The sequence below is a fragment of the Bacteroides graminisolvens genome (assembly GCF_963666085.1).
GTDB lineage: Bacteria > Bacteroidota > Bacteroidia > Bacteroidales > Bacteroidaceae > Bacteroides > Bacteroides graminisolvens.
Genome location: NZ_OY762556.1, coordinates 3,610,460 through 3,633,199, shown reverse-complemented (window position 1 = coordinate 3,633,199; position 22,740 = coordinate 3,610,460). Strand labels below are relative to the sequence as shown.

19 protein-coding genes are annotated in these 22,740 nt (G+C 39.5%); 11 read left to right on the top strand and 8 right to left on the bottom strand.

The window, feature by feature from the left end; all coding sequences use genetic code 11:
* The first annotated feature begins 33 nt into the window (after positions 1–33).
* Complete coding sequence (locus tag ACKPCE_RS15165) at positions 34–3,507, top strand: bifunctional proline dehydrogenase/L-glutamate gamma-semialdehyde dehydrogenase (protein WP_319505804.1); 3,474 nt, start codon at positions 34–36, stop codon at positions 3,505–3,507.
* Position 3,508: 1 nt separating this feature from the next.
* On the opposite strand, the gene ACKPCE_RS15160 is transcribed toward ACKPCE_RS15165, so the two are convergent.
* Positions 3,509–3,976 (bottom strand): lactate utilization protein, encoded by a 468-nt coding sequence (locus ACKPCE_RS15160; protein WP_319505990.1) that lies wholly within the window; start codon positions 3,974–3,976, stop codon positions 3,509–3,511.
* 243 nt (positions 3,977–4,219) lie between these two features.
* On the opposite strand from ACKPCE_RS15160, the gene ACKPCE_RS15155 reads away from it, so the two are divergent.
* On the top strand, positions 4,220–4,408 hold the full coding sequence (locus ACKPCE_RS15155; protein WP_319505803.1) for a hypothetical protein: 189 nt from the start codon (positions 4,220–4,222) through the stop codon (positions 4,406–4,408).
* Positions 4,409–5,055: 647 nt separating this feature from the next.
* Here ACKPCE_RS15155 and ACKPCE_RS15150 read toward each other — a convergent pair.
* Together ACKPCE_RS15150 and ACKPCE_RS15145 are read right to left on the bottom strand one after the other, a co-directional pair.
* Positions 5,056–5,556: a hypothetical protein gene (locus tag ACKPCE_RS15150; protein WP_319505802.1), complete on the bottom strand. Its 501-nt coding sequence runs from the start codon at positions 5,554–5,556 to the stop codon at positions 5,056–5,058.
* A gap of 437 nt (positions 5,557–5,993) precedes the next feature.
* Positions 5,994–6,281, bottom strand: a complete 288-nt coding sequence (locus tag ACKPCE_RS15145) for a hypothetical protein (RefSeq protein ID WP_319505801.1) — start codon at positions 6,279–6,281, stop codon at positions 5,994–5,996.
* Between the two features lie 95 nt (positions 6,282–6,376).
* Between ACKPCE_RS15145 and ACKPCE_RS15140 the strand changes: the two genes are divergently transcribed.
* A complete protein-coding gene (locus ACKPCE_RS15140) occupies positions 6,377–7,345 on the top strand; it encodes a DUF2971 domain-containing protein (RefSeq protein ID WP_319505800.1) in 969 nt (322 codons plus the stop codon).
* 197 nt (positions 7,346–7,542) lie between these two features.
* Positions 7,543–7,698, top strand: a complete 156-nt coding sequence (locus ACKPCE_RS15135; RefSeq protein ID WP_319505799.1) for a hypothetical protein — start codon at positions 7,543–7,545, stop codon at positions 7,696–7,698.
* 111 nt (positions 7,699–7,809) lie between these two features.
* Here the strand turns inward: ACKPCE_RS15135 and ACKPCE_RS15130 are convergent, their stop codons facing one another.
* A complete protein-coding gene (locus ACKPCE_RS15130) occupies positions 7,810–8,103 on the bottom strand; it encodes an LUD domain-containing protein (RefSeq protein WP_407655012.1) in 294 nt (97 codons plus the stop codon).
* A gap of 153 nt (positions 8,104–8,256) precedes the next feature.
* Between ACKPCE_RS15130 and ACKPCE_RS15125 the strand changes: the two genes are divergently transcribed.
* Both ACKPCE_RS15125 and ACKPCE_RS15120 read left to right on the top strand, forming a co-directional pair.
* Positions 8,257–8,610 carry a DHCW motif cupin fold protein gene (locus tag ACKPCE_RS15125; protein ID WP_319505798.1) on the top strand — a complete coding sequence of 118 codons (354 nt, stop codon included), beginning with the start codon at positions 8,257–8,259 and terminating at the stop codon, positions 8,608–8,610.
* Position 8,611: 1 nt separating this feature from the next.
* Positions 8,612–9,151, top strand: coding sequence for a GNAT family N-acetyltransferase (locus ACKPCE_RS15120; RefSeq protein WP_319505797.1), 540 nt, complete (start codon positions 8,612–8,614; stop codon positions 9,149–9,151).
* Between the two features lie 123 nt (positions 9,152–9,274).
* Here ACKPCE_RS15120 and ACKPCE_RS15115 read toward each other — a convergent pair whose 3' ends face one another.
* The gene (locus tag ACKPCE_RS15115; protein ID WP_319505796.1) at positions 9,275–9,535 is read right to left on the bottom strand and encodes a hypothetical protein; all 261 of its coding nucleotides are present in this window, start codon (positions 9,533–9,535) and stop codon (positions 9,275–9,277) included.
* Positions 9,536–9,882: 347 nt separating this feature from the next.
* Between ACKPCE_RS15115 and istA the strand changes: the two genes are divergently transcribed.
* Positions 9,883–11,442 (top strand): IS21 family transposase, encoded by a 1,560-nt coding sequence (gene istA, locus ACKPCE_RS15110; protein ID WP_319503750.1) that lies wholly within the window; start codon positions 9,883–9,885, stop codon positions 11,440–11,442.
* Positions 11,443–11,460: 18 nt separating this feature from the next.
* A complete protein-coding gene (gene istB, locus ACKPCE_RS15105) occupies positions 11,461–12,177 on the top strand; it encodes an IS21-like element helper ATPase IstB (RefSeq protein WP_319503749.1) in 717 nt (238 codons plus the stop codon).
* A gap of 807 nt (positions 12,178–12,984) precedes the next feature.
* On the opposite strand, the gene ACKPCE_RS15100 is transcribed toward istB, so the two are convergent.
* From ACKPCE_RS15100 to ACKPCE_RS15090, 3 genes are all read right to left on the bottom strand, one after another.
* Positions 12,985–13,260, bottom strand: coding sequence for a 4Fe-4S dicluster domain-containing protein (locus tag ACKPCE_RS15100; protein ID WP_319505795.1), 276 nt, complete (start codon positions 13,258–13,260; stop codon positions 12,985–12,987).
* Between the two features lie 114 nt (positions 13,261–13,374).
* Positions 13,375–14,238 carry a helix-turn-helix transcriptional regulator gene (locus ACKPCE_RS15095; protein ID WP_319505794.1) on the bottom strand — a complete coding sequence of 288 codons (864 nt, stop codon included), beginning with the start codon at positions 14,236–14,238 and terminating at the stop codon, positions 13,375–13,377.
* A gap of 34 nt (positions 14,239–14,272) precedes the next feature.
* A complete protein-coding gene (locus ACKPCE_RS15090) occupies positions 14,273–14,878 on the bottom strand; it encodes a class I SAM-dependent methyltransferase (RefSeq protein ID WP_319505793.1) in 606 nt (201 codons plus the stop codon).
* A 118-nt stretch (positions 14,879–14,996) separates the two neighbouring features.
* Between ACKPCE_RS15090 and ACKPCE_RS15085 the strand changes: the two genes are divergently transcribed.
* The 3 genes from ACKPCE_RS15085 (at position 14,997) to ACKPCE_RS15075 (ending at position 22,710) form a co-directional block, all read left to right on the top strand.
* Positions 14,997–17,822, top strand: coding sequence for a helix-turn-helix and ligand-binding sensor domain-containing protein (locus ACKPCE_RS15085; RefSeq protein ID WP_319505792.1), 2,826 nt, complete (start codon positions 14,997–14,999; stop codon positions 17,820–17,822).
* A gap of 295 nt (positions 17,823–18,117) precedes the next feature.
* The gene (locus ACKPCE_RS15080) at positions 18,118–21,159 is read left to right on the top strand and encodes a SusC/RagA family TonB-linked outer membrane protein (protein ID WP_407655011.1); all 3,042 of its coding nucleotides are present in this window, start codon (positions 18,118–18,120) and stop codon (positions 21,157–21,159) included.
* A 21-nt stretch (positions 21,160–21,180) separates the two neighbouring features.
* The gene (locus tag ACKPCE_RS15075) at positions 21,181–22,710 is read left to right on the top strand and encodes a RagB/SusD family nutrient uptake outer membrane protein (RefSeq protein ID WP_319505790.1); all 1,530 of its coding nucleotides are present in this window, start codon (positions 21,181–21,183) and stop codon (positions 22,708–22,710) included.
* Positions 22,711–22,740: the final 30 nt, after the last annotated feature.

Sequence of the window (22,740 nt, the reverse complement as noted above, 5' to 3'; positions counted from 1 at the left end):
TATAATTACGAAACTTTTCTAATTGCATTAACTATGTCACAAGTAACCTCGTCATCCGTTGTAGAGTGGGCGAAGGACTTTCTGAATAAAGCAAAGTCCGAACTTACCCCCGAAGAAGTAAAAGAGCAAAAGAAATTTGCTTCATTAGTACAAACACCCGAGTATAAAACCTTCCTGTCGAAGATGCTCGACGAATCGTCGCAAATTCGAAATAATTCCAAGCTGAACAAGCGCGTGCGACAAATCATTCAAGAATACGGTATTCCTGATTTCTTTAGTCCCGGCGACCAGTTTCTAATCAGACTTTATATGGCGGGAGGCTATCTTTTCCCGTCTATTGCCATGCCTATTTTTAAATCGAAACTACGCAGTGAAACCGATAAAATAATCATTTCCGAAGAACGTCCCCGACTGACCCAGCATCTTGCCGGACGATGGCAGAACAACATCGGACAAAATGTAAACCTACTCGGTGAAGTGGTATTGGGCGACGCAGAAGCCCGTCACCGTTACGAACACTACCTTGAAGCGTTGGAAATGCCCGATGTTAACTACATTTCAATTAAATTGAGCGGCATTTATGCGCAAATCAAATCGCTGTCTTATGAGCAAAATAAACGCGAGCTGATCGAAATGGTTTCTGCCATTTATAGAAAGGCGATGCAACAGACTTATACGAACCACGAAGGCAAACAGACGTATAAATTTGTCAATCTGGATATGGAAGAGTATAAAGACATGGAACTGACCTATGATGTGTTTATTGAGACTCTTTCGCTTCCGGAATTTAAAAACTATTCGGCAGGCATTGTTGTGCAGGCCTATCTGCCGGATGCCGAGAGTAACTTCAATCGTTTGCTAACGTTCTCGAAAAAGCGTGCAGCCGAAGGAGGTGCTCCCATTAAAATGCGTTTGGTAAAAGGCTGTAACCTGCAAATGGAATCTATTATTTCGTCTATGCGTGGCTGGGAAAATCCCATTTTGCACACTAAAATAGAGGTAGATGCCAACTATATGCACATTCTTGACTTAGCCTTAAAACCGGAAAACACAAAGGTGTTGCATATAGGAGTTGCGTCTCATAATTTCTTCACGATTGCTTATGCGCACTTGTTATGTGAACAGAATGCAGTTACCGAAGGAGTCACTTTCGAGATGCTCGAGGGAATGGCCAACCACCTGCCGCGGGTGATGCGCCAACTCCAAAAGAACATTATTCTTTATACTCCCGTAGTGAAAGCGGAGCATTTCTTAAATGCCGTGTCTTATTTGGTGCGTCGTCTCGATGAAAACACAGGTAAAGAAAACTTTCTGACCTATACCTTTAACCTCAAGCTGGACAGTGACAAGTGGCTTTTTCTCAAAGAACAGTTTGAGGAAGCTTATCTCCTAAAAGACACCGTGAATACAAAACCTTATAGAACGCAAAACCGAATGAACTCGCAACAATCGGTTATTCCTCTTGAGGAGCGGCTGAAAGGGCCTTTTGCTAATGAACCCGATACGGATCTTGATCTTCCGTGGAACCGCGAATGGGCATTGGCCGTTCTCAACAAATGGAAAACGAAAGTAAACGCTACTAATTTTGTGGTTCCCGTTCAGATAGGTGACAAGGAAGTGCTTACGATGAACAAAAGAACGTATACGGACCGTAGCCGCGAGAACCAAGTTGTTGTTTGCGAAGCCAATCTTTCTACGCAAGAACAAATAGAGGAAATACTTGCTACAGCTGAAAGCGATGCATCCGGTTGGCGGAAAACGTCGCTTGACCAGCGCAAGAAAATATTGTTTCAAGTGGCCGAAAATATTGCTGCCAAGCGTGGCGATTTGATAGGCTGCATGGCAGCTGTAACGAGTAAAACCTTTACCGAAGGCGATGTGGAAGTCTCGGAAGCAATAGACTTTTGTAGGTTTTACCCTACTTCTATGGTCGCTTTTGATGAACTTAAAACCGTTTCTTATCAGCCGAAGGGAATTGTTCTGGTCATTCCCCCCTGGAATTTTCCGCTGGCTATTCCCGTTGGTGGCACGGTTGCTGCACTGGCAGGCGGAAATACTGTGCTGTTAAAGCCTGCAACTGTTGCACTACCGGTTGCTTGGGAATTTGCCCAATGTTTCTGGGATGCCGGAGTGCCTAAAGATGCGCTGCAAGTGGTTTGCCCCGCCGAGAGGCAGTCGCTGAACTGGCTTTCTGCTCACCAATCTGTCAAACATATCATTTTGACGGGAGGTACCGATACCGCTTTCCGTTTGCTCGAGAATGCGCCACGTACACCACTTTCTGCCGAAACAGGAGGAAAGAATGCGATGATACTTACGGTTAACGGTGATCAGGATCGTGCTATTCTGAATGTTGTTTCATCGGCTTTTAGTAATGCCGGACAAAAATGCTCTGCCTGTTCGCTCTTACTTGTTGAACGCAGTACCTACGAAGACGAAATCTTCCAAGCGAAATTGCGTGATGCCGTTTTGAGTTTGCGCACGGGTGGTGTGTGGGATCCGATGAACTATGTAGGGCCCATGATTGATCATAAAAATGAGAAGCTGCAATACGCCATTGATCATCTTGAACCCGGTGAATCATGGCTTGTGGCGCCTGAATTTATAGATAAAGAAGGCTATATACTTAAACCCTGCGTGAAGTGGGGTGTTAAGCCGGGCAGTTATACCTTCCGCAACGAACTGTTTGCACCGTTACTTTCCGTGGTTTGCATTGACAGCCTTGAACAGGGAATTGAGTATGCCAACTCTTCCGAGTATGGTTTGACGGCCGGCTTGCAGAGCCTCAATAAAGCCGAGCGCGAACTCTGGAAAAACAAAATTGAGGCAGGTAACCTTTACATCAATCGAGGAATAACGGGAGCTATCGTACGTCGCCAGCCGTTTGGGGGAATGAAGCGTTCGGCTTTTGGTGGAGGCATCAAGGCGGGAGGTCCCAATTATGTAGCAAGTTTCCTTCGTTTTAAAAATGTCACTGCTTATGACATAAAAGATGTTGAGGCCAATTACAGGCAGGCATGGAACAACGTCTTCTCCAAAGAAGAAGATGTGAGCCACATTTACGGAGAAGAAAATACCTTCCGCTATTTACCCTTAAACTCAATGGCTTTACGCATTGCCGATGGTGATGAGTTGAATGATGCATTACTGGTTATGCTGGCAGCCAATCAAACAAAAACGAAGCTGACTGTCAGTCTCTCTGACAAGCACCGTCAGCTGGAAGCCATCAAAGCGAAAGTGGCATCGTTCCACGGAATGAGCTTGAGACTGGAAAGTGAAGAAGATTTTATCAATACGATGTCAACATACGAACGCGTCCGCGCATGCTCAGAAAGCTTATCGGATGCGGTTTATCAAAAAGCTGCGGAACTGGGACTTTGTATTATTGACAGCACTCCCCTTGCCGAAGGACGTATTGAGTTGCTTCATTACCTGAAAGAACAAAGCATCTCGTTTGAGTATCATCGGTACGGCAGTATATTTGAAGAGAATAAGTGTTGCGGGTAAATCAATACCCGTAGTCACCTTCTATCAAAAGCAACTCAATGCGTTCATCATTAAATTGTCCTTGTATCTTAGTAAAGTAATTGCATATTTTTTGCTTGGATTTACAATCTACACAATGACCAATTTTTACGCAGGGGTTGCTTTTGTTGCAACGTACATTATCTAGCGGAGCTGCAATGGTCTTTATGCGTTCAACGGCCGATTTTTCATCGGCTACAATTTTATTGGTACCCGATATGATATAAACTTTTCGTGGTCCGTAAAGCATGGGCGCTACTCTGCTGCCATTCCCGTCGAGGTTAAAGATGCATCCGTCGGCGCTGATGGCATTGGCTCCAGAAATGAAGAAGTCTGCATCAAAGTTCCGGATATATATGTTCCTTTTCTCTTCTTTGGTAAGCTCTTTATTGTATTTATCAAGGAAAAGGTATGTCTCTTCTCTTAATAAATAATGATAACTATATGCGATAATATTCTGAATCCCGTTGTAACAAAGTTTGCTCGTTTTAGTAGTGTATTAATGATGTTTATGAGTTTTATACGGCTTGCGAAGGTTTATACGAAGAACTTTGGGAAGATAGAGAAAGGAACCACTTTCCCAAGTAACTCCTTTCGTCTTTCATGATTCTTTTGTGTCTTTGCGATGCAGTTCCCACCAGAATATGTAATCGTAAATCCAATTGTTTGTATTAACAACTTAAAAAGAGAAGTCATGAAAATTCATGAACCTGAAGAACTATTAGATTACGATGCTCTAAATTCAATTAACTCTATACTTGCTAAACTCTATAATGAAGAGCTTTCAGGTAATATCCATTCATTAGACGAATGTGCAGACGATTATAATCATTTAGTCAAAGAAGCCGAAGAGTGGGATAAATACTTTGGTATTCCTAAATAGTATTATTTCCTCTCATCATCGTTATCTTCTAATAAGATTATTTGTCCGCTGTTGAAAATATCAATAACAATGCCTATTAGTATTGAAACGGAATATATTAATAGATAACACACAAAGAAATATACAGGATAATTCACTGCATTTGGCTCTTTGATTATAATATCCATATTAGCAATACTGGATATTATAATCATTGCTATAATAGAGATAGTGTGATTTATAAAGGTTAATTTTGGACAAAGTTACTAATAAAAACATTTATTGAATATGAATAGAACAATAATTTCAACTGAAATGCGAGACAATGTCAATCCAGATTCTAGAGAAAAGGAACATACGCAATTTACCTTTGATTATTATAGGGCATTTTGTCGCAAATATTTTCCCGCACTGAGTAATGATATTATTGAGAATGATTGGGAAATTAACACAATCACTTCCCTAAGGAACAATAATTAAGACTACCCAATATTGAAGAATGTGTTATTGGTTCTTTTGAAGTTATCTAATTTTTATGCGCTCTTTGTCTGAAGAAGCGAGTTGTACGACTTTATTGCATTTCGGACAAAGTACTCTATCATTATTATCAACTTCCGCTTCTCGTAATCCGCATTCCGTACGAATCTTTTTTTCAATCTTTTCCTTTGTTATTTTAATATTATATATTGACACTCTAATTCATCTTTTATATCACCTCTGCTATCATCTTTAATGCTTATAATTTTAGTTACAGCATAATATCCATTGATGTTTTTCCAAACAACGGCATCACCTATTTGAGGTGTTCTACTTCTGGAAGAAAAATCAGCATCAATTAATTTGATACTGTTCAAGTCTGTGACATTTTTTATTAATGCTATACTATCAATGTCCACACTGTCAGAATATGCATGTATGAATGTATTAGATGCTTTACTCCATTTAGTTGTGAAAACTCTTTCTTTCTGACCAATGACATAAGCCCCGTTATTATTAGAATAATCAAAGACGAAATTACCGGAGTTATATGGCGATACATAATTCTTTGATGTCATAGATATTGTAATAGTCCTTTTATTTATTCTGATTTTGTCAAGAGCAATTCCCACTATAATACCGCCTGCAACTGTCACAAATAATCCCGTAAAAATCTGATAAATAATTTCCATATTACTTTCTTTTTTTTTATGAATGCAAAGATACATATTTATCGCAATTATCATTTTTATTAGCAAGGTTTTATAAAAGGAATTTAAGTGACACGCCATGTCTGCTACAGTATATAGAAGTATAGTGGAGATAGTTGTTATTGATAACTAAAATTTTACTAGATTTATATATAGCAAAGAGTAGAATTTGTTTATTTATGACTTTCTTTTTTTATTCTTGTTTATACATAATCTGTTGAGGCTCTTCTTCATTATCTAAATCGCCTTTAAATAACAAAGCAACGTCAATAGCTAATGATAAATCAGAGGCTTCTTTTGCTTCTCCTTCTTTATTCTTAATATCAACAGGAATATGCTAACCAGATAACCATTCTTGATTTTACAAATAAGGATGTCTCCATTTTCCTGATTAGAGATATATGAGTTTTCTACGTCTTTCACTCCAATATAAACCTTATTACATATAAATCTGCATCTTTTTGAGTATCGGATAACCGAAGATTGCCTTGATAAAATCCAACATCTTTTGATTCGTCATTTTTGGGTGGTATTTTGTCTGCTAGTTCCTTAGTTAAATTAATTGACCAAAATGTTTCTTCGATAGGAGAAAGGAAATTTTTGTATGATGAATAAAGCGAACCGACTAATTCTCCATCGAACAATACCGCCTGAACGGCCTTGTTAGGTTTGATTGATTCTGCTTCTCCGAAAGTCATGCGTTTCATATCACGTAAATTTATTCTATAAACTTTGTAGAATAATAAATGATAAACATATCTTTGCACCTTATTATTGCATATAAATTAGGAAGATAGTATAAATGACCAAAGCATATAAATATAGAGCAAATTTAATCGTAGATGGAAAGACACGAGATACGGAACAATTGTTAGGAGATGTTTTTTATGCGGCTAACTTACGTGTTTTGAATGATCCATTTGAAGGTTCAGTTGAGTTGCCAACATCAAATGCACATGAACACTGGGTAACTCCATTAATTCAAGCAGTGTATGATGTTGGAATATATTCTTTGTCGAAGCCTGAAGAACATGAAACATTTCCTAACAATGAATTGCTTTGGGCGCATTATTCAAACTCTCATAAGGGATTTTGTATTGAATATGATTTAGATATACTTACAGAGAATTTGTCTCGTGATTTTGATCTTAGCGATAAGATTAATGTTTCTTATGAAGACGAAAGACCAGAAGTTTCAGAAACAGATAGTCTCTTGCAAGTACGGAAGAAAGTATTTGGGACAAAATCTTTAGCATGGAAATATGAAAATGAAGTGCGGTTAGTCTTTTCAAAAGGCGGTTTAAAACCTGTATCAGAAAAAGCTATATCTGCTATTTATTTTGGCTTAAATATAAGTTTAGAGGATAGACGTGCTATAATAACAGGAATGCCTGGAAGAAATATTGATTTTTACCAAGTTGAACGCATAGAGAACTCGTATAAACTAAAGGTTACAAAATTATTATTCGATTATTCATACGAGATAGTGAATGTAGAACATCGTCCTACTGTTGATAACTATATGATTTTGTATAAGTCTCCCAATAAAGATGAAAATACGATGCAAGAATTTATTGAGATATTCAGAAGAAAATTAAATCGTCCAACTAATATCACGGTCATTGACGACATAAGAGCAAAATCAATCTTGATGAATTATAAACCACGTCCCCTAATGTCGAATGAAGAAATAAATATTCAAGCTAAACACTGGATTGCGCATTCTTTATTCGATGCTCCTGAATGTGTATGGGTGTATCCTGAAAAATAAACGTAATATGAATGATAAATATAAGAACTCCGCAAAACCGCGTAAGAAAAGAAATTCTATATCAATAAAGAAAGGAACACCTTTTCAGACATTCCCTTCCGTTTCTCGTCTATTTCCCATATATTTGCAACCGTAGAACGACCAATTTTGCAATTGTAAATCACATCAGATGTTGAATCATTTAATGAAATAAACTTATGACAACTGACGAGTTACAAAAGCAGCGTAATATTGCTTCTTTAAATAGTATTATAACTGCTATCTTGATAAACCCTGATATGAGTATTATTCAGGATAATGACAAAGGAAAGCATTATGATCATTTTAGCCAAAGAAGCAAGAACTTAGGATAAATACTTTGCTATACTGCAACAGCGTAATTCAATACCAATAATTATTAAGACTGCAAAGCGGAAGTAAGAATTGAAGATTATCAATGCTCTAATTGCGGAACTAATGAAAAATTATTTTTCATAGTTCTTCGTATAAACCTTCGCAAGCCGTATAAAGCTCATAAATATTATTAATGCACTACTAAAATAAGCGAACTTTGTTACCACGGAGCTTATGGTTTGTCGTATATAGTTACCTGAATCATATATCCCAAGCGTCTCTAATGTGACCGAATCTCCAACTCCTACTATGCTGTTGTGCGGAATCTGTTCTTTTAAGTAGTCAATTAACCGGTCTTTATTCTCAAATAAGGTTGCTTTAATGTTGTTTCTCTTGAAGTTTCGTATGACTAAATCTATGTTCATTCGTTACTGATTTGTTTTTAGTTCTGGTTTCATAGTACAAAGATACATGTTGATGCAATAAAGATAAAATGGAATTGTTTCATCTGGTTGGTTACTTCATATTTTTACTTTACCTTTGTCAAGCTAATTTGTAACGATTTAAATGGTGCAGATATGGAGAAAACTGAAAATATTCCTTTTCAGACGATTGATTGGGATTTAATTCCTAAAGTAGAGCATGCCGGAGAAACCGGAGTGGCAACATGGCAAACTCTTCAGTTTCAGGGTTTGAGAGTTCGGATTGTAGAGTATTCGGCTGGATACCTGGCTAATCATTGGTGCCAAAAAGGGCATATTCTGCATTGTTTAGAGGGAGAACTAGTCAGTGAACTAGAGACGGGAGAGCAGTTTACGCTAAAGAAAGGCATGACTTATGTTGTTTCCGATGACTTAAGTTCTCATCGTTCGCATACCCAAAATGGGGTAAAAGTGCTTATTGTTGACGGTGATTTTTTAAAGAAGAAGTAAAATGATATATATTGAAACACCACGTTTGTTGCTACGTGATTGGAAAGAAGAAGATTTGGTTCCTTTTGCAAAAATGAACTGTGATCCGCATGTTATGAAGTACTTTCCCAAGCCGTTGACAAAAAGCGAGTCTTTCCATTTCTATAATAGGATACGAGATGAATTTACTCAATACGGATATGGTTTGTATGCTGTTGAGAAGAAAGAGGGTGCTTCATTTATAGGATATACAGGGTTTCATCAGGTTCCCCTTGACCTTGATTTTGCTCCGGGCGTGGAGATTGGGTGGCGTATTCGTCATGAAGATTGGAATAAGGGTTATGCAACGGAAGCTGCTAAAGCTTGTTTGTTATATGCAACAGAGCATTTGTCGGTTAAAAAGCTTTGGTCATTTACTTCTCTTTCGAATAAAAGTTCAGAAAGGGTTATGCAGAAAATAGGAATGACGAAGGTCATGGAATTCCCGCATCCTGCCATACCCGATAACCATCCTTTAAAAGAGCATGTTCTTTATACAATAGAACTGCCGAATGGTCATTAACTTGCTAGGAACTTATATTTTTCACCGAGAATGGTTTCAAAAACACCTTGTAATAACACCTAATAAAATAGCCATAATGATTTGGAATTGACAGTATAATGTATTATCTTTGTACCTATAATCTTATAGTATATTCAAATTATTATAGGCGCAAAGGCAAGAGTTCATACTCTTGCCTTTTTTTATGTCTTGACGGTTTATGATTGCATTCACACGGTGTCTCGCGCCAAACCGCACGGTAGCAAAAGGCTTCTGAGCAACCGTGTTATGGCCGTAAGACGGTTGCTCAGGACCCAAAAGTGCATAATTCGGAGCATTGCCACCCAGTATTTCTCCCCAAATAGCTTGCTTACAACTCGTAACTAGTTGTTTTTTGAAAGCCATTTTTGAGTCATATTTACCTTGTTTATGAATAAACTGGGATAAAAATGATAAAAAACAGTAATCATACGCCTTTATTTTGGAGCAAATGTTTCCATTTGTGGGTATGCTCCAAGGGCATTTCGGAGCATTACCCCCCACTTAGATGGTTCTGTTCAAAAATGTCCTCTTTTTCGGAGCATTGCCACCCAAAATTACGATGTATTAGTCTGTTTATCTTCATGTTTCGGAGCATTACCACCCACTATGCACCTTCGTTTGCATTTCGGAGCATTGCCACCCAGTCATATTCACATCTGTTTTACTTTTGTGCTCTAGTTTTAATTGATAATAAATTAATGCACAATTATATGGCGGGTAAAATAACAGAAATGAGTAAACTAAAACAAGTACTTCAATTACACCATAGTGGAGTTTCCAACCGATCTATCGCTTCACAACTTGGACTCTACAAAGAAACGGTAAATAAATACATCCGTCAGTTTAAAGGCTTGTCCATTGATCTTCAAGAGGTATTGCAAAAAGATAATCCTGAGTTGGAGCATCTATTTAACGGTGGTTCTCCTGCTTATGTGGACAAGCGGTTTGAAGATTTTTCTAAGCGATTACCTTATTTGGAGAAAGAGCTTACCCGTAAACACGTAACCCGTTTACGGCTTTGGGAGGAGTATATCACTGAGTATCCCTGCGGTTACGGGTACACCCAATTCTGTTTCCACCTGAACCAACACGCTGCTATCCAAACACCTTCCACTGTCTTAGTGAATACTTATATGGCTGGGGAGAAGTGCTACATTGATTTTGCCGGTGATCCAATGCAATATACAGATATGGATACGGGGGAAATCATTAAAGTGCAGACCTTTGTGGGCTGCTTGCCTTATACGGATTATGCATTTGCCCTTTGCGTGCCTTCACAAAAGAGTGAAGATTTTATTTATGCCATTACCCAGATGTTCTGCTTCTTTGGCGGAGTAACTAAGATTGTCGTTCCGGACAACCTAAAGTCAGCTGTTACCAAAAGTGACCGCTACGAGCCTGAGATAAATCGTTTGATGGAGCATTTGGGTAACCATTATGGTTTTGTGGTTTTGCCTGCAAGACCAGGCAAGCCTAAAGACAAATGCTTAGTTGAGAATCAAGTTAAACTGTTATATCAACGGGTGTACGCTCCTTTGCGTAATCGTATGTTTTTCTCTTTGGAAGACCTTAATAAAGCTGTGTTCGAGCAGACACGGTTACATAACCGCAAACGGATGCAACAACGTCCCTATAGTCGTGAGGAGCACTTTATCAGTGATGAAAAGAGAACTCTTAAGCCACTGCCTGAATCCCGCTTTGAAGTGCAATATGATACTGAGCTGACCGTTAGCGCTAATTGTTGTATATACCTAGGACGAGACAAGCATTATTACTCGGTTCCTTATCAATACATCGGGCAGAAAGTCAAAGTAATCTATACTCGTACGCTGGTCAAGGTGTATCTCAAAGGTAAGCGTATTGCTACTCACCCACGCGTGGAAGGCTTTGGTTACAGCATGTTGGAAGAACATACTGCTTCACATTCTAATGCATACAACAAACGCTCTGTAGCCTACTATACAGAGAGAGCAGGAGAAAAGTCTGCTGTATTAAGAGAGTTCTTCACCTTAATGTTCGCTTCCCAAAATGTGCCACCGGAGTTCTTTTACAATCGCTGTGACGGCTTACTGCGTCTTCAAAGAATAACCCCCGCAGCGGAAATGGAAAAAGCCTGCCGGATAGCCATGGAACATAAACAATACACCTACAAGTTTGTGGAACGTGTACTGCGCAACATACAGGCTTTTATCGAAGAGGAAAATGCAATTAAAAAGAATCCCGAACCGGATAATCATGAGAATATCCGGGGAGCGGCTTATTATCAATAATTTATAAAATAATGTATCATGGAAGAAATTATTAAAGAACTTCACTCGCTCAAGCTATCAGGCATGGCTCGCCTATGGGCTTCACTTGGCGAAACCAAACGTTTAGATAAGCTTACTCTTGTTGACGGAATCATGCTACTTTTGCAGGCAGAGAGAGATACCCGTACAACGAATCGGAATAACCGCCTTGTAAAAGAGGCAGACTTCCGTTACAGTGCAACCTTGGAACAACTTCAAGCCGGTAGTCATCGTGGGGTAGATTCAAACATGTTGGCAGTGTTGGGTACCGGAAGTTATATAGATAAAGGAGAGGCGATCCTGATAACTGGTGCTGCAGGAGTAGGCAAGAGTTATCTGGCTACCGCACTAGGAAACAAAGCTTGTCATCAAGGTTATAAAGTGTGTTACTTCAATATGCAGAAATTGCTCGGTAAACTCAAGTTGGCAAGGGTAGATGGAACAATCATCAAGTTGGTTGCCAAGATATCCAGAGTGGATTTACTCATTATCGATGACTTTGGAATGAAAGCATTAGAGGGGCAACAACAAAACGATTTTATGGAAATCATAGAGGACAGACATGGGAGAAAGGCTACAATTATTGCAAGTCAGCTGCCGGTTAGTAAATGGTATGATGTGATAGGCAATGAGGTTATTGCTGATGCGATACTGGATAGAATTGTACATTCGTCACATCGTTTTGATATTAAAGGAGAGAGTTTGAGAAAGAAATAATAAATTTGCAAAAGAAAGCCATGTATCAGTAAAAACACTGGGTGGATATGACCGAAATCGCTGGGTGGGTATCACCGAAATATGCACCCAAAAGACGGTTTACGATTTAAAATTGCTCGTTATCTTTTTGAAAAAGTCGGTTATGTTTTTCAAAAAGTTGGTTATGTTTTACCAAAGTCTTGCCGTTCCTTGTTGCTTCCCTGTTTATTGGTTAATAATATATAAATCTGCTCTTGACAAGATTTGTCTAATTCATGGCATCAAGGAGTGAATTTGTAAAATTAGTTCTACTTTTAGTAACAAGCTTCTAATAGTAACAACCATTTTTAGTATAAGTCAAAGTTTCCAAATAAAACAAATATACAACCTGCGTTGAAAGAAGTCAATTCAGTGTGAATTTGACCGAAGAGCAAAGCCGAAAAAGGGATTTATCAATGCACAATAGCCTGTTTTTGATGACTTATGAAGTGACTTTTTGCCATTTTTCATCAAAAAGCACTCCATATAGCCGAAACATCGTGGCTTTTTTAGTTAAATTGGAGTTAATGAATCTATATACTTAGTTAAAAGTGATAGATAGTGAGGGTAAAATAGGCAATTTAGTGGTAGACATATTTTACTATCACTCTTCTCTAAGGCCTATAAATAGGACGTTTTGGTCAAGTTAGTGATGGTAAGTGAGGGTAAACCACACTTTTTTTTCTCCGGGAGAAGAGTTGTGAAATAGAGCCAAGGTAAATCGTACTCTTTTTAGTATGCTTTGTTTGATCTGTATTTTATATTTTGATCAGTGAAGCAATTGATTTTTTATTTCCGGCATACTAGTTCCAAAGCATTGAATTTACATACTGAAATACAGTCTTTGCATGCAGTGCATTTTTCAGGGTATTTTATTACTGCACGCCGTCTTGATTCAAAGAACTCTATTTCTAACGCTTTGTGACGGCATTTTTTTACACAAAGCTGGCATCCTGCACAGTTCTCATCAATAACATGAATCACTTTCTTTTTTGCACGTTTGAATCTTAAATAATGAAGAAGAATGAGCAAGACCAAGCTTGCCGTAATTAGTAATGTTGTCATCTTTACAAGTTATTATTTTAGTATATTACTTTCTTATAACGTCTTGCTGTTACAGATGCAAAATTACGTCTGCTAAACTTGGGATGAAAGAGATAGATGAATGAAGAAGTTGGACTATTCGTGGAATTTTTGCCTGAAAGTGTTTGGAGACATTCCTACGTTCTTTGAAAAGAGGCGTGAAAAATACGCATGGTCTTCATAACCTAGTTTGTATGCAATCTCCTTAATATCAAGGTTTGTGTAATACAACAAACGTTTGGCTTCCAAAATTACTTGTTGTTGTATACAACGGCTAACGGAAAATCCGGTTGCACTTTTTACTGATTCATTTAGGTGTGAAAGAGAGTAATTAAGCAGTTTGGCATATTCTGATGGCTTCTTGGTTGTTTTAAAGTTATCCATCAATTGTTTTTTGAATTGATGAGCTATTAATATTGATCGGTTTTGAGAGGGGGATGAGCCGTTTGAATGTTGTGCATATTGTTCTGCTATGATACCGATGAATAGGTTTGCTAAATTTAAAACCATATTGTTCCCAAAGGTTGTAGGTTTACTTTGAATGATGCTATATAATAAACGGGCAGTATCGCGCATTCTGTTGCTAATAAGTGGATTTAATGTGATGGGTTTTTGTGTGTTAAGTTGTTCTTCGAATATTTCTTTGTATTCTTTTTGCACTAACACGGGATCAATAGCTAGTGACCAACCTCTTATTTCTTGGAGAGAAGATGCAAAGTGTATCTGGCCGGGACGAACATAGAAGACTGTTTCTCCTTGCCAATGAATTGTTTCAAAATCAATGGTAAACACAGCCGATGCAGTCTCACAAAACATAAACATGAAATATTCATCACGGTGAATTACATTTTTATTTGATTTCATTATGATCTCACTACAGTCACCTCTCATTTCAGCATAGTTGAATTCAAGGTCGAGTGAAGACTGACTCTGTATTTTATGAACAGGAATATCTTTCATCTTAGTTATTTTTAAGAGGGTTTGCTTTATAGCTTCATTGACCTTTCTTGCATAATATATAATAGAAGGGATAATTTTCGTCGATGAGACTCATTTTAATCAATCCGGCATTTCCAAATTCGGCAAGTATGGACTCTTCATCGTAAAAGAACATCTTCACACCACCGAATAATTCAAATGTATCTTTACATACATACGTGCCTTTTCCGTATGTTTGTGCACTTTTGCTTATAGCGATAAATACCATATAACCATTTTCTTTTAGCTGGTTATAGCAATCTTTTATTAACTTAGCTCTTTCGTCGACATTCAATAAGTGAATCAAAGCATAACAAAATATCCCATCGTATAATTTCTGGTCAAAAGGCATGTTGGTAACAGAACCATGATAGATTGTCATTCCATCTCCATAATGTTTTTTTGCTAAATCAATAGCCGTTTTTGATATCTCTATTCCCGTAATGTTCATTCCATTTTCTTTGAATATTTGTGCATTACGTCCATAACCGATACCCGGAATGAGAACTTCCTTTATTGATTTTTCGATAAAGAAGTCTTTTGTAATGATAGCTGACGGGGCTGGTTCAAAACCCCACATCTCTTGTTTGTCAATGAAACTTTCTTCCCAAAATTCTTTCATATACAATGGTGTTACTATAAAAACTATTTTCCCACAAATCTAGTATTAAAAAACTAAATGATCAAAGTCTCGACTTCGTTTATTCAACTATCTTTGCAGAACCTTAATATTGTATATTATGAACTTGAAAAAAATCTTTTATTTTCTTTTTATACTTTGTTTTATAGAGATTCATGCTGCCGAAAAACCGTTTATTATTAATATCTATAGGGATAAATACAAGGCCGCCAATAAGAACTGGAGTGCATGCCAGGATGAGAGGGGGATAATGTATTTTGGTAACGATAAAGGCTTGCTTGAATTCGACGGCATGGTCTGGAAATTGCATCCGAGTATAAACGGTTCTTATATTAAAGGAATCGGTATTGAGTCACACGAGGTTATTTATACCGGCGGTTTTGAAGACATTGGCCGTTGGAATCGTGATGTTTCCGGCAATCTGAAATATATTAGCTTCAAAAAACTCTTGCCCAAAGGGATGTTGCATAACGAAACAATCTGGCGGGTGTGCGTCGATAACAAAAACAAGAAGGTTTATTACCAATCGTTCGGACACATCTATATCTTTAACGGAACGTCTGTTCGCCAACTAGGATTGAAAAACGGTTTGCTGTTTCTTCATCAGGTGGGTGATGAGTATTGGGTACAGGAGATTTACGGTTCGCTGTACCGGCTCACGAACGATAAGTTGCAACGAATAGAAGGCAGTGACATTTTCAAAGGGAAGCTGGCCCGGGTTATTTTAGCACACGGTAACGGTCAGTGTTTGGTTGGCACTTCTTCCGGAGAGATTTATCGGTATGCCGGAGGGCGTTTTACGCTTTGGAACAAGGCGTTCAGTGAAGTGCTTCGTGACAAGGAACTCAATAGTGCGGTCGGTGTGCCTAAGCGGGGGACTTACTACTGGGGAACTTTGCTCGACGGAGTGTATGAGACTGATGCCAACGGAAATGTTTTAGCTCACTACTCGTCAAAGAATTCGTTGCAAAACAATACGATTCTGGCTTTGTGCAAAGACAATCTGGATAATGTGTGGGTAGGTATGGACCGGGGACTGGCGTACATTCGCTACACCAAAGGGCTTAGTTATTATAACTCTTTCTCGCAAGATATCGGGGCTGTGTATTGTGCTACTTATTGGAATAACTATCTGCTGATAGGAACCAATCAGGGGGTGTATTACATTCCTCAAAAATCTCTTTTTAGTTCCGACTATTTTTCTTCGCTGAAATTTATGAAAGGCACGCAAGGACAGGTGTGGAGCTTCTCTGCGGTTGATGGCCGACTGTTTTGCGGGCACAACATGAGTATTCTCGAAATTGGGAAGGATATGAATGCATCGGCTCCTTACCCCTTGCATACGGGGGTGTTCCGTATTACAAAGTTGCCGGTGAAGGATCGTAATTTGCTGTTTGTGGTTACGTATAACAAACCGGCCATTGTCGATATGGACACGCGCAAGGTGTGGGAGGTAAGTGGAATCTCTAAATCGGTTATTAATGCGGAGGTCGATCACTTAAATAATATCTGGATGGAAACAGTGGGACAGGGTATCTATAAGTGTCGGCTAACGGATGACTACAAATCTTATCACTATCTTTTTTATTATGGAACGGAGAAGGATAAGTCTCTTCCTGAGAAATTATCACTGTTCAAGGTCGGCGGCAGAATTGTATTTCTGGGTGATAATACTTTCTGGGTGTATGATGAGAACAGAGATCAGATTGTACCCGAGAATAAATTGAATAAATGCTTTGCACAGGTCAGTGACTTGAAGCGATTGGTTCACATCAACGACGATCAGAGCTGGGCTATCACGAGTTCTTCCATTTATCGATTGATGTACGATGGTTACATTGCCCGGATTTTGGAGGCGTATAATGTAGATAACGATAACTTGTCGCTTGTGAATGCGGATGAGAACATTTCTGTGTTGAACGATTCTGTATCACTGGTGTGTCTTGATGCGGGATTTATTCTTCATAATTTGCATGAAAAAAGTGCCGGAGTGAAATTAAATGCTCCTCTTATCGAATCAGTCAAGATCAGCATATCCGGCGGAAAGGAACGTTATCTGGCTCCCGGTGAGGATGCTGAAATTCCTTATAATTATAACAACGTGACGTTTAATTTCACCGAAAGTCATTCGTTTACTTCCAACCTTTCTGTGCAGTACCTTCTTGAGGGGATGGGTAATGAATGGAGCGAACCGTCTACTTCGGGGAGTGTTTTTTACGCTCGTTTGCCCAAAGGCAGTTACACGTTTAAACTAAGAACGATTGACGGATTGGGCAATGAATCCGAAGAGACTGTGTATCGGTTTGAAATCTTGTCTCCCTGGTATCAAACGTATTGGGCTTATCTGCTTTATGTACTAATTACCGGTTCTGTGCTTTACTTGGTGTGGATGCTTATCTTAAGGCGGTATCGCAACCTGCACTTGCAGAAAGTTCGTGCGCGTGAGGCTCGTTACTTGAGGAGGATGAACGAAAACTTACTCAATAAAATAGAGGAGAAAGATGCCGAGCTGTTTACACAGACTTCTTTTATCATCAAAAAGAACGAACTGATTCTGAGTTTGAAGAATATTGCCGACGATTTCTATGCAAAGAGTGCTCAGAAATCATTGCTGCCTTTTATTCAGAAAATAAATGCACTTTTAGCCAATAACATGGATACGGAAGACGACTGGAATATGTTCCTTATCCGCTTTGAAGAGAAACATAAGAATTTTTTCAAGAAGCTGAAAATGCTGTATCCGCAACTGACCAACAATGACCTGAGGTTATGCGCTTGCTTGAAACTTGGTTTGGAATCAAAAGACATTGCTTCTTTAATGAACATATCGGTACGGGCAGTAGAGAATAACCGCTATCGGTTAAGAAAAAAACTCGATTTGAAACCTACTCAAAACCTCAACGACTGCTTTATGGAGATTGACTGATTTAGTCTTGTAAGTGCTTGTAAATCAGAATATAATTTTATTTTGAGAGGTAAATGTGAGGTGCTTTGTTTGTTAAAAAGCGCCTCCATGTATCTATTATGAGGAACTTTTTTTGTTCCTCCGATTTTCCATTGATATGTTTGCTTCCGATTTCAATTGCCGCCAATATCTGGTTGCTCTTTGTTAACTTGATACCTGATTATAACAGGGCCCGTTTAAATTGGTTTTGAATGAACAGGGAGTGTGCTGAAACGGCAAGGAGAATCGAAAGTGTTTATTGTTAAAATTTAATGCAATGAAAAAACAATCTTTTAAAGAAAAATCTACGAAGAGTTTGTGCCGATTAAGAGCTATATCTTTCCTGATAGGCGTTATGGGCATCTGCTTCTCTTCTGTTTTTGCTCAGAATACGACTCTCACGGGTAAGGTAACTAACGAACAGAACGAGCCTCTGATTGGAGTTGCAGTTCAGGTGGTTAATTCTTCCGGCGGTTCTATAACAGATATCGATGGCAATTATTCCATTCTAGCTGCTCCAAATGCTACTTTACGATTCTCTTATATCGGAATGAAAACGCTGGTAGTAAAGGTCGACGGCCGTAAAGTGATCAACGTGTCGATGGCCGAAGATGTTACCATGTTGACCGAAACGGTTGTTATTGGTTATGGCTCGGCAAAGAAGCGCGACCTGACCGGATCAATCACTAATATTAAAGGGGAGGAAATTGCTAACAAACCGGCTTCAAATCCTTTATCGTCTTTACAAGGTAAGGTGGCCGGTGTGCAAGTGGTGAATACCGGACGTGCCGGTGCCGATCCTGAAATTCGTGTTCGTGGTACCAACTCTATCAACGGTTTTGCTCCGCTGTATATTGTTGACGGACTGTTTAACGATAATATTAATTTCCTCAATCCGGCCGATATTGAATCAATGGAGATTCTGAAAGACCCTTCTTCATTGGCTATCTTTGGTGTACGTGGTGCCAATGGGGTGATTATTGTAACTACCAAGAAGGCCAAAGCCGGACAAACGCTGGTTAATATCAATACTTCTTTCGGCTGGAAAAGGGTGGTCGACAAGATTGACATGGCCAATGCGGCAGAGTTCAAGGAGTTATATAATGAACAACTTACCAACCAGGGAACTGCTCCGTTTGATTTCTCTGACTGGAATGCGGATACCGATTGGCAAGATGCGATCTTTCAAACCGGCTTTGTAACCAATAACAACATCAGCATTACCGGTGCTTCTGATAAGAATAGATTTTATTTGGGAGTGGGTTATTCCAGTGAACAAGGTAACATTAAGCATGAAAAGTATAGCAAGATTACGCTGAATGCCAGCAATGAATATAGCGTAAACAAAGATTTGAGATTCGGTTTCCAATTTAATGGAGCGCGTATATTACCTACAGATGCTAAAGAGGTGCTTAGTGCTATTCGTGCCACTCCGGTTGCTCCCATTTTTAATGATGAGTATCAGCTGTTTGCTGCTCTTCCTGAATTTCAGAAAGCACAGATCAGCAACCCGATGGTGGATGTTGAAGAACGTGCCAACACAACCAGAGCTACCAATTACAGGGCTGCCGGTAATGTGTACGGGGAATGGAATTTCTTGAAGAAGTTTACTTTCCGCACTACTTTCTCAATGGATTATGCTTCAAACAATTCTCGCAAATATACGCCTATCGTGAAGGTGTATGATCCTGAAGCAGCGGGTAACATCAATATTTTGGGAACGAAGAAAACGGCTGTTGAACAAACCAAGAGTGATGAGACAAAGGTGCAGAGCGATTACTTGCTCACGTATGTTGATTCGTTTAATGATCATAGCATAACCGTAACTGCCGGCTTTACTACCTATTACAATTCGTACAGCTCACTTACTGCCGGCCGTGATCAAGGTGTGGGATTGGTGATTGCTGATGATCCTGATAAATGGTATGTAAGCATTGGTGACGCAGGTGCTTCAACCAATGGCAGTTCACAGTGGGAACGTACCACCGTATCTGCTCTGGCTCGTTTGCTGTATAACTATAAAGGGAAGTATTTGGTGAATGCTTCTTTCCGTCGCGATGGTTCTTCTGCTTTCTCTTACACTGGTAATCAGTGGCAGAACTTCTACTCCATTGGTGGTGGTTGGTTAATGTCGGAAGAGAAGTTTATGTCCGATCAACATCTCTTCGATATGTTGAAACTGAAAGGTTCTTGGGGTACACTAGGTAATCAGGCCATGAAGTCTGCTTATCCGGCTCAACCGTTGTTGCTCAACTCATCCTCTGCCGTATTTGGAGACAACATTATACCGGGCTATCAATTGGAATATTTACCCAATCCTAACTTGCGTTGGGAAAAGGTGGAAGCGTGGGAAGCCGGTTTTGATGCTAATATGTTGAAGAATCGTTTGCATGTGGAAGGTGTTTATTATCACAAGAATACGAAGGATTTGCTGGCTACTGTTCCGGGATTATCGGGCACAGTACCGGGAGTAGGCAATTTGGGTGAGATTGAAAATAAGGGTATAGAACTGGCTGCTTCGTGGAGTGACCGCAAAGGCGACTGGGGATATAGCATTGGCGGTAACTTGACTACCATTAAAAACAAGGTATTAAGTCTGGTGCAGAATGGTTATTCCATAATTGACGGTGCCAAGAGCATGAGTTACACGCAGGCAGGCTATCCAATCGGATATTTCTACGGATACAAAGTGGAAGGTGTGTATCAATCGGCTGCTGAGATTGCTAATTCTCCCGTCAACAAGCTGGCAACAGTGACTCCCGGTGACTTGAAATTTGTAGATGTAGACGGAGATGAAATGATAACTCCGGCCGACCGTACTATTATTGGTAATCCAACACCGGATTTTACTTACGGCATTAATTTAGGTGTGTCTTACAAGAATCTGGAACTAAGCATCGACATGATGGGACAGCAGGGAAATGAAATATTCCGTACTTGGGATAATTATAATTGGTCACAGTTCAACTACATGGCTCAACGAGTGGGTCGCTGGCACGGTGAAGGAACATCGAATACACAACCCTTGCTGAATATTAAGCACACCATTAATAACCAGAACTCTGATTATTACATTGAGGACGGTAGTTTCTTCCGCATACGTAACATTCAGTTGGCTTATAACTTTGACAAAGGATTCTTGGATAAGTTACGCATAAAAGCCTTAAAGGTTTACACCAATATTCAGAATCTCAAGACTTGGAAGAATAATACCGGCTATACTCCTGAACTGGGAGGCTCTGCTACGGCTTTCGGTGTTGATGATGGTTCGTATCCTATGCCGGCTGTGTATACGTTTGGCCTTAACTTAACTTTCTAATTACCCTTAAAATTGCATATTATGAAACTGAATAAATATATATTATCACTGATGTTGGCTACTTCCGTCTTTGGCCTAACAGGTTGTAGTGATTTTCTGGATCGTAGCCCTCTTGGACAGTTTACTGAGGATGATACGCCTGAAGGTGGCTCGTCAATAGACGGACAGGTTTTCAGTATGTACACGATGATGCGTAGCTATAACATTACCGCCGGTATTCCTGCTTTCATGGTACACAACGTTCGTTCCGAAGATTCTGAAAAAGGAAGTTCGGCTGGCGATGGGGCAGACCAGGCTGCGTTTTGGGATGATTTTGAGTATACCACGAATAATGGAACGGTAAAAGCCTATTGGTCTCAAAACTATACGATCATCTATCAGGCAAACTCTGTTATCGATGCGGTCAATAATTTAAGCTCTGATGATGAAGGTGTTAAAAGGAATAAGGGTGAGGCTCTCTTTTTCCGTGCTTATTGTTACTTTAATCTGGTCAGGGCGTTTGGCGAGGTTCCTTTGGTGACAGCCAAAATTCGCGATGCAGCCGAAGCTAATGTCCCTAAAACGACTGTGGAGAAGATTTATGAGCAAATTGACCTGGATTTGGATGAAGCTGAAAAGCTGCTTCCCAGACAATGGACTTCCGAATATATCGGTCGGTTAACTTGGGGAGCTGCCCGTGCACTACATGCACGTACATACATGATGAGAAATAGTTGGAGTAACATGTCTGCTGCTGCCAAAGAGGTAATGAGTTCCGGATTGTATAACTTAGATACTCCTTACGATCAGATATTTACGGATGCAGGTGAGAATTGCAGTGAGTCTGTCTTTGAATTGCAATGTGCGTCGACAGCTGCTCTGCCGGCTAGTACTTCCATTGGAAGTCAGTTTTGCCAGGTACAAGGTGTGCGTGGCTCGGGTCAGTGGAACTTAGGCTGGGGCTGGCACATGGCTACCAAAGAACTAGGTACGGCTTACGAATCGGGTGATCCGCGTAAGGATGCTACTTTGCTTTATTTCCGCAAAAGTGCCGATGAACCTGTTACAGCTGCTAATACGAACAAACCTTATGGGGAGTCTCCGGTCTCTTCTGCAATGGGAGGTTATTATAATAAAAAGGCTTATACAGATCCTGCTAAGCGTAAGGAGTTTACCAACAGTGGTTTTTGGGTGAATATTCGTTTGATCAGGTATGCGGATGTGGTATTGATGGCTGCTGAGGCTGCCAATGAATTAGGCAACACGAAGGAGGCTTCTGATGATTTGGAAATGGTCCGTGCCCGTGCTCGTGGCAATGATAATACTATTTTGCCTAAGGTTACTACATTGGATCAGGCTTTGTTGAGAGATGCCATTCGTCACGAACGCCGAGTGGAACTGGGATTGGAGTTTGACCGTTTCTACGATTTGGTTCGTTGGGGTGTAGCTAAAGATGTTCTGCATGCGGCTGGTAAGGTTAAGTATCAGGATAAGCACCGTTATTTACCGCTACCTCAAGATGAGATTGATAAGTCGAACGGGGTATTGGTTCAGAATTCGGATTATAAATAATAGGTATTATATAAATATATATGTCTAAGA

Excerpts from the sequence above, each read along its gene's own strand:
- ACKPCE_RS15120 (WP_319505797.1), top strand. The coding sequence starts at position 8,612 with ATGATATATATTGAAACACCACGTTTGTTGCTACGTGATTGGAAAGAA.
- ACKPCE_RS15150 (WP_319505802.1), bottom strand. The coding sequence starts at position 5,556 with ATGGAAATTATTTATCAGATTTTTACGGGATTATTTGTGACAGTTGCA.
- ACKPCE_RS15165 (WP_319505804.1), top strand. The coding sequence starts at position 34 with ATGTCACAAGTAACCTCGTCATCCGTTGTAGAGTGGGCGAAGGACTTT.
- ACKPCE_RS15155 (WP_319505803.1), top strand. The coding sequence starts at position 4,220 with ATGAAAATTCATGAACCTGAAGAACTATTAGATTACGATGCTCTAAAT.
- ACKPCE_RS15145 (WP_319505801.1), bottom strand. The coding sequence starts at position 6,281 with ATGAAACGCATGACTTTCGGAGAAGCAGAATCAATCAAACCTAACAAG.
- ACKPCE_RS15080 (WP_407655011.1), top strand. The coding sequence starts at position 18,118 with ATGAAAAAACAATCTTTTAAAGAAAAATCTACGAAGAGTTTGTGCCGA.
- ACKPCE_RS15140 (WP_319505800.1), top strand. The coding sequence starts at position 6,377 with ATGACCAAAGCATATAAATATAGAGCAAATTTAATCGTAGATGGAAAG.
- ACKPCE_RS15125 (WP_319505798.1), top strand. The coding sequence starts at position 8,257 with ATGGAGAAAACTGAAAATATTCCTTTTCAGACGATTGATTGGGATTTA.
- ACKPCE_RS15085 (WP_319505792.1), top strand. The coding sequence starts at position 14,997 with ATGAACTTGAAAAAAATCTTTTATTTTCTTTTTATACTTTGTTTTATA.
- ACKPCE_RS15115 (WP_319505796.1), bottom strand. The coding sequence starts at position 9,535 with ATGGCTTTCAAAAAACAACTAGTTACGAGTTGTAAGCAAGCTATTTGG.
- istB (WP_319503749.1), top strand. The coding sequence starts at position 11,461 with ATGGAAGAAATTATTAAAGAACTTCACTCGCTCAAGCTATCAGGCATG.
- ACKPCE_RS15090 (WP_319505793.1), bottom strand. The coding sequence starts at position 14,878 with ATGAAAGAATTTTGGGAAGAAAGTTTCATTGACAAACAAGAGATGTGG.
- ACKPCE_RS15100 (WP_319505795.1), bottom strand. The coding sequence starts at position 13,260 with ATGACAACATTACTAATTACGGCAAGCTTGGTCTTGCTCATTCTTCTT.
- ACKPCE_RS15135 (WP_319505799.1), top strand. The coding sequence starts at position 7,543 with ATGACAACTGACGAGTTACAAAAGCAGCGTAATATTGCTTCTTTAAAT.
- ACKPCE_RS15095 (WP_319505794.1), bottom strand. The coding sequence starts at position 14,238 with ATGAAAGATATTCCTGTTCATAAAATACAGAGTCAGTCTTCACTCGAC.
- ACKPCE_RS15075 (WP_319505790.1), top strand. The coding sequence starts at position 21,181 with ATGAAACTGAATAAATATATATTATCACTGATGTTGGCTACTTCCGTC.
- istA (WP_319503750.1), top strand. The coding sequence starts at position 9,883 with ATGGCGGGTAAAATAACAGAAATGAGTAAACTAAAACAAGTACTTCAA.
- ACKPCE_RS15130 (WP_407655012.1), bottom strand. The coding sequence starts at position 8,103 with ATGAACATAGATTTAGTCATACGAAACTTCAAGAGAAACAACATTAAA.